The organism is Pseudomonas sp. BAV 4579 (assembly GCF_009765395.1).
Lineage (GTDB): Bacteria > Pseudomonadota > Gammaproteobacteria > Pseudomonadales > Pseudomonadaceae > Chryseomonas > Chryseomonas aestiva.
Genome location: NZ_WHOV01000162.1, coordinates 1 through 6,206, shown reverse-complemented (window position 1 = coordinate 6,206; position 6,206 = coordinate 1). Strand labels below are relative to the sequence as shown.

7 protein-coding genes and 1 tRNA gene are annotated in these 6,206 nt (G+C 56.2%); 4 read left to right on the top strand and 4 right to left on the bottom strand.

What is annotated here, in order from left to right; genetic code table 11:
• Nucleotides 1-305: 305 nt before the first annotated feature.
• Nucleotides 306-509, bottom strand: a complete 204-nt coding sequence (locus tag GSQ95_RS23380; protein ID WP_178118503.1) for a hypothetical protein — start codon at nucleotides 507-509, stop codon at nucleotides 306-308.
• Nucleotides 510-1,197: 688 nt separating this feature from the next.
• Here GSQ95_RS23380 and GSQ95_RS23375 point away from each other — a divergent pair.
• Nucleotides 1,198-1,413 carry a hypothetical protein gene (locus GSQ95_RS23375; RefSeq protein ID WP_158897033.1) on the top strand — a complete coding sequence of 72 codons (216 nt, stop codon included), beginning with the start codon at nucleotides 1,198-1,200 and terminating at the stop codon, nucleotides 1,411-1,413.
• Between the two features lie 327 nt (nucleotides 1,414-1,740).
• On the opposite strand, the gene GSQ95_RS23370 is transcribed toward GSQ95_RS23375, so the two are convergent.
• Nucleotides 1,741-1,956 (bottom strand): hypothetical protein, encoded by a 216-nt coding sequence (locus GSQ95_RS23370; RefSeq protein ID WP_158897034.1) that lies wholly within the window; start codon nucleotides 1,954-1,956, stop codon nucleotides 1,741-1,743.
• A 371-nt stretch (nucleotides 1,957-2,327) separates the two neighbouring features.
• Nucleotides 2,328-2,410 (bottom strand) — tRNA-Ser (locus GSQ95_RS23365).
• A gap of 169 nt (nucleotides 2,411-2,579) precedes the next feature.
• Between GSQ95_RS23365 and GSQ95_RS23360 the strand changes: the two genes are divergently transcribed.
• The gene (locus GSQ95_RS23360; protein WP_158897035.1) at nucleotides 2,580-2,852 is read left to right on the top strand and encodes a hypothetical protein; all 273 of its coding nucleotides are present in this window, start codon (nucleotides 2,580-2,582) and stop codon (nucleotides 2,850-2,852) included.
• 74 nt (nucleotides 2,853-2,926) lie between these two features.
• Here the strand turns inward: GSQ95_RS23360 and GSQ95_RS23355 are convergent, their stop codons facing one another.
• The gene (locus GSQ95_RS23355) at nucleotides 2,927-3,619 is read right to left on the bottom strand and encodes an NYN domain-containing protein (RefSeq protein ID WP_158897036.1); all 693 of its coding nucleotides are present in this window, start codon (nucleotides 3,617-3,619) and stop codon (nucleotides 2,927-2,929) included.
• A 502-nt stretch (nucleotides 3,620-4,121) separates the two neighbouring features.
• Here GSQ95_RS23355 and GSQ95_RS23350 point away from each other — a divergent pair.
• Both GSQ95_RS23350 and GSQ95_RS23345 read left to right on the top strand, forming a co-directional pair.
• Nucleotides 4,122-4,409 carry a hypothetical protein gene (locus GSQ95_RS23350; RefSeq protein WP_158897037.1) on the top strand — a complete coding sequence of 96 codons (288 nt, stop codon included), beginning with the start codon at nucleotides 4,122-4,124 and terminating at the stop codon, nucleotides 4,407-4,409.
• Between the two features lie 867 nt (nucleotides 4,410-5,276).
• A partial coding sequence (locus GSQ95_RS23345) for a methyl-accepting chemotaxis protein (RefSeq protein ID WP_158973927.1) occupies nucleotides 5,277-6,206 on the top strand: 930 nt, incomplete at its 3' end.

Here is a 6,206-nt window from a genome sequence, read left to right as displayed (position 1 = left end):
AATAGTGGAGGCCGAGGTCGGAATCGAACCGGCGTACACGGATTTGCAATCCGCCTCCAAAATTCAGCGAAATCATTGTCTTACACACGAATCGTTTCCGCAAGCCTCGTAGAATCCGCCGCTTGAAAGCCAGCATTGACGCGGGTTCCCAAAATCGATGCGGAAACGATTTCGCCCCTCCTCCAGCGTTTACCCATAGCTCGTCGCGCTGCGATCAAAGCGCGTGGTCAAGGCAGAGAAGCCGACTTTGCCGCTCCATTCCAGACCGAAATCGAAGTCGCAGCTTGATCTGGGCAGCTTCAGCCTCAGGCACAGCTATCAGGTGACGTTTCCGTCGCTTGCTTGATGAGCACCGTATCTGCGTCCAACGGGACCTGCGAACCTTTCCTTCGAAGCTCGTTGACTGCATGCAGTACCACCAGGTTGAGAACCTGCACGTCGCCCATCTGTTTACGATTGACCAGCCGAGACACCTTAGCTGGTATTGATGGATCGATGAGGGTGATCAACAGCCCGTCCTCTCTCCACTCCAAAAAATGGCCTACAGGAGGACGAAGCGCAGCGAGCCGATCTTTCAAACCATCCATACGCCACCCTCAAAAAAGTCTTACTAAGTCCAAGGTAGCTTCGGCGCATTGCTGGGCAAGTGTTCCAGAAAGATTTTGGACTAACGGCTCCCCACTGCGAAACGCAACAAGCGTTCGGAGTCGCTTACTCAGCACCCGGCGTCAAAGCACACGCCACGAACCCTTTGATTTCGCCGCATAGATGCGTGCAAGACAGGCAAAGTCATACCTATCGATTCGAGCTCAAGTCCAGCCTAGCCCGTTAAGGCCTGTCAATTCCGGTATGGAAACGATTTCCTACCGGCATCAGCATCCAACCGCCCCCGTCATTAGTCAGGCGAATCAATTGTCTGATTTTTTGCCAATAGCACTCTGCTATTACAACGGTGTGACAGGGAAGGTGTCGACCGTTACCTGCATTCCGAATCTTGGGGTATCTATGCAAAAGGGAACTGCCTATATAGGCGCCCTTGTGTTCTGTGTGATGACAGCAGCGGTGACCGTGGTAGTGCTGTCCGCTATGGTCTTTGACGTATGGTAGCTGCAAGCCAAACGGTGGCACTTTGCCGTACCTGCTGGGTCTATCGAGCCCCTATGACGGCTTGAGCTGTTACCCACCCTAGAGGCCGCTATGACCACACGAGACAGCGAACTCGGCGCCCACATTATGCTTCTCGAACATCTGAACTTGAGCATGGTGATTGACCAAGCTCGAGTCGACCCCAACCTCCTCGATCAGATCATTTGGAAGCTTGAAGAACGTGGTGTAGATGACCGGACTCAGGAGGAGAACTCTCTTTTGGAATGGGCACGGTCAACGCAGCGTGCTCAGCGCAAGACCCTATGAAGGACGGGGAGCGTCGGTTCACCCTGGCGGTGCTCACCGTTTCGATTCTGGTAATCGGCGGCGCCCTCCTTACAGCGGTGCCCGACCTCTGGTGAATCTCCTGTATGCATTTGTAGAGCCTTTAGCTGACTTACCTGGCTCAAGCGGCCCAATCGGCAAAACCTATCCGTCTTGCTTCCAGCAATAGTTGCTTAAGAGCACGATGGTTCTTTCGCCCAAGCAACGCTCCCCCGACAGGGTCTTGGGCGGCCGTACTGGAGTACGGCCCTTTTCTTCTGCTACTGGCATGCGGTCACCCCCGTCCAGCTCACGCTTATAGTTGATCCGCTACCGACGCTTCACCAGCAGCGCCCGGACCTTCACCTCCAGGCTGTCCTCCTTCCGCAGTCCATCCGCCGCCCAGGCCGGTACCGCCGGCGCCTTTACCCGGTACGGCACCTTGACCGGCACCTCTACGCGCACCACGCGCGGCTCAGGCTCGGCAACGGGCAGGCCAGCGCACCCCGCCAGCGCGACTGCCATTCCCAAGATGATCCACCTCATAGGCCCAACTCCTTATCCATGATGGCTGCTGCGGCTGTGGCCGGGTCACCACCGGTACGCTCCTGCTGCAGTCGATTGGCGGCCTGGTAATCGCCAGCGGCGGCCTTGGCGTCCTGTTGCTCGATCGGCTCGGCCTCCTTGGCGCGCTTCTCTGCCGCCAGGCGAAGATCAACCAGCGCCAGGTTTTGCGAGCCAACCTACCTGTCCAGCGTGCTGGCGGTGGTCCGGCAAGACGCCAGGGTGCTGTCCGCCGTGGTAGCTCTGCGACGGAACCGGCGCCCTTCGATCAAGGCCTTCACAGCAGCAAAACGAAAAAGGGCGACCCTTTCGGATCGCCCTTCCAGACCGCCAGCAGAGCGGATTTTGTTGGGTAGGCACGATTGGATTCGAACCAACGACCACCACCATGTCAAGGTGACTGCCAACCCAATGTAACTCATTGATTTACAAGCATTTACAGTATTTTTCTCGTACCACCAAAAGGTCGGTTAAGGTTCAATAAAATCAATAACTTGCGCTTGTATTTTCCTACAGGACTTACTTAGCGCCAAAGCTTTCGGGATGGAAAATTCTGGCGATTGCTGCTTTCCTTCTCACTCCACACCCACCTGAGGTAGGAAAGCATGGCCGGAGTGATAACGAGAAGTGACCTAAAGGAAAGCTATCGCTGGACAGCAGACAAGGGCGATAACCCGAACTACACGGGGAAGCTAGACCAGATTAAGATCGACCGTGATGAAGGCTATGAGGTACTTAGGTTTCTCAATGCTGTCTGCACTGAAAACAAAGAACAAGCACTGAAGGCGGAACGCTTAATCAAAAGGCATCTACCCGGCCATATAGTAATGCGCGCCGAAATACTTAAGTGGCTTCAAGACAACTGGAGCAAATATTAGCCAGCAGCAAAGTAGGCGAATGCACATTTGCCTACTTTGATCTATATCTGGATCCGGGCAGAGCAGAGAGCTCGCTAGGCGGGCACGGCGGCAGGAGGTCTAGCCCGAGGACCAGGCTTCGGGCAGGTCGTCCGAAGACCATCAATATGCTCATTCAGCCCGTCAGGGATTGATTGCCACATCGGGTCTAGCACAAAGTCGATCCCCTCACGACGTGCCATCTTTGCCGCAGGTACAAAGTCGGCATCACCGGCGATAAGGATGATCTGATCCACCTGGTGCTTGAACGAAAGGGAGGCGACATCTACGCCGATCCGCATGTCGACGCCTTTCTGCTTAACATCAAGCTGGACGTCGTGCTCGGTTAGATCGTCCATGGAAATCTCGCGCTTCAACAGCTGCGTGATCTTTTCGGGCTTGATTGTCCAGGTTGAGTGAGTCGAGAGGTGCCCAAGCCGCAGTGCCAGTTTCCGCTTTGAGCGGAGCCTATTGTGAAGCTCGGTTCGGAAGACCGCCTCGCCAGACTTGGCGAAGTCTACCGCCTTCCCAGTGATTGGATTGTGATGGCGTTTATCCACAGGAGGACAGTCGTAGAAAAAGATCCGGTAGAGCTCTCTCCGGTCCTTGCCTTGTCCCTGGGACAAGTGAGCCGTTGACCATCTATGGACGAGATCAGCGCAACGCTCTGCATTGAAGGCGTTCTGTGGTTCGATGCGCCGGAAACGCTTGATGAAGTAGGCCCCGTCCACGAGGATCGCTGTCGGCATTCCCTTTCCCCAGAAAGCAAGACGCCCATGGGGTCGGCACGTCCTGGATAAGGGGGACGGCGTACTGCCATGGGCGGGATGAGGTGTACTGTAGTGATACAGTGACATTACGTCAATCACTATGAGGCATTCTGGATCACTCTGATGCATTCTGGATCACTCTGATGCATGCTGGGTCATGCTGAAGTAGTCTCATGCCGCCTATCAGTCCGAGCGGAAATTCCTGCCTTGGGGCGCAATAATCTACCGGGCGGGTGGCATGGTGATTTCAACTTCACTGGCCGCCGACGTGGGGAAATCGCGCGTTCGCCTGCAGTCTTTACGTGGCGAGTGTATCGAGGGCTGATGCCATCGCGATAACCTGGATGTTCTGGTAAGGTGCGCCCCAGACAGTTTCAAGCCCACCATAAACCTTGGCCAGGCATTGGGCTAGGCCCGCCTCGCAGCGTACCCTTTAACTCTTTCGCCATGGACGGCACCTCCTCCATCAGCCTGTAGATCAATGCGCAAGTCCCCTCTCGTTCAAGCGCTCCTCGACTTCCATCTGCGCATGACGTTAACCGAGCGCCCTACGGACGATCGCGACCATCTGTGCGAGCAGATCGCTAACCTTATGGGCCGGGACATCGTCATCAGCAACACCGTTGAACAGCAGGGCTGGCTACTGGCAAAGGCCTGGGCATCGGCCGTTGGAAGAACGAAGCGGACCCTTCGCCACTCGGGGCCGCGCCGGGCGGCAAACATGGAGCAGATTCGCGCCATCCTCGCTGAGGTGCCGAAAGGAGCATAGGTGGGATCTTCCCACCATGTAATCCCTCGGCTCTGAGGGGTTACTAGCATGCCTCTACTGCTGTCCCCTCCCGGTGCAACCCGCTGGCTCGCCGGACGCGAAACACAAAGGCCAGCGTGCATATCTGCAGCCTCATTCGCGGATTTGTCTGATGATTAATGTCAAGATGACATCTAATCCTTATCGCGCGAAGGAGGTAGGCGTGCAAAGAAAAAAGCAATTGAGGTGATTGCGATTGCGACGTGTGGCGCCTCATTCGCCTTGCTATCCGCATTCGTTATCGCAATACTTAGCGCTAATGGTTTGACCATAGAGTTCAAGCCAGAGACCGGAAAGGAGCGTTCGGTTGCGCTATCAGTTGGCAAGGACAGTGACCCTATTCAACCCTGGTGGCCACTATCAGGTGAGTAGGCCTTCGCCTCTCTCAGGGCCATTAGAGGAGGACATTAGCAGCGGCGAGCAACCGTTCCTTTTCTTTACGCTCAGCGTAATGTGCGTAGGACTGGGCACGGTTTTGCTCGCTGCGTTACAGGCTAGTTGACGCCCTCGATGGCCCCTCAGTCTCAGCTCGGAGAAGCAGCCTTTAACGCCCTGACGTACCTCTTCGGCTGGCTACGCTCTGCAAACAATTCCCTCTAGAGGCTATCCTCTTTCCGCATCCCCACCGCCGCCCGGGCCGGTACCGACGGCGCCTTCAGCCGGCGTGGCACCTGGACCGGCATCGAAGCACGCTTCCAAATAGTTCAGTAAGCATGGTCAGGCTTACAAACACGGAGATAGGGTGGCCGAAAGCCTCAGCTGACTAGCGCACTTCAGAAACGAAACGACAAGCCGATAGCCTGAGATACTCCACATAGAGCCACGCTCATGTCGCTTCGATCCTTGTCTATAGCTAAAAGATTAATGCTCGGTTACGGCGTCCTTGCTCTGCTCGTAACAAGCCTTGGATTGTTCGGTCTACTGCAGCTTTCAGAGCTCCGTTCTCAAGGTGTCATGATTGAAACCAATGCCGTCGCTGGCATCGTTGAGTCCAATAACCTCGCTTTGCTGGTAGCGCGTACCCGCACCGAGGTTGTGCGTCTACTTACTACATCCGACACGCAGACCTTGGCTCCCATCGAAAAGAAGATACGAGAGCTCATTTCGTCTGCGCAGGGAGGGTTCGACCGCTACGAGAAACTGGTGAGTTCGGAAAGCGAACGACGCGCCTTTGATAGCTTGAAACGATTGCACCAGGATTATGTGAGCGATATCGATCGGGTGATCAGCTCACTGGCTAGTGGAAAGCTCAGCGAAGCACAGGCCCTTGTCCAAGCCAGCATGGCCGACATTGGGGCCAGAATGAATGACGAGGCTGGGGCCCTTCTCAAGATCAATAATGAGGACATGCAGGCTACCTCGCGGGAATCTGATGCCACATACAGGCATACACAGACGATCACCTGGACCATCATTGGCCTGGCCCTGACCCTGACTGTACTGCTGGCCTGGCGCTTGACCCTGAGCATGACCCGCCCCATCGCCGAGGCGGTCCTTGCCGCCCGCACCATCGCTAGCGGTGACCTGACCCAGACCCTGGACACCCGGGGTCACGACGAAGCCGCCCAGCTGCTGCAGGCCATGCAGCAGATGCAGACCAACCTGCGCGATACCCTGCGGCACCTGGGTCATTCCGCCACCCAGCTGGCTTCGGCTGCCGAGGAAATGACCGCGGTGATGCAGGAGAGCGCCCACGGCTTGCAACAGCAGAACAGCGAGATCGAGATGGCGGCCACCGCCGTCACCGAGATGAGCCAG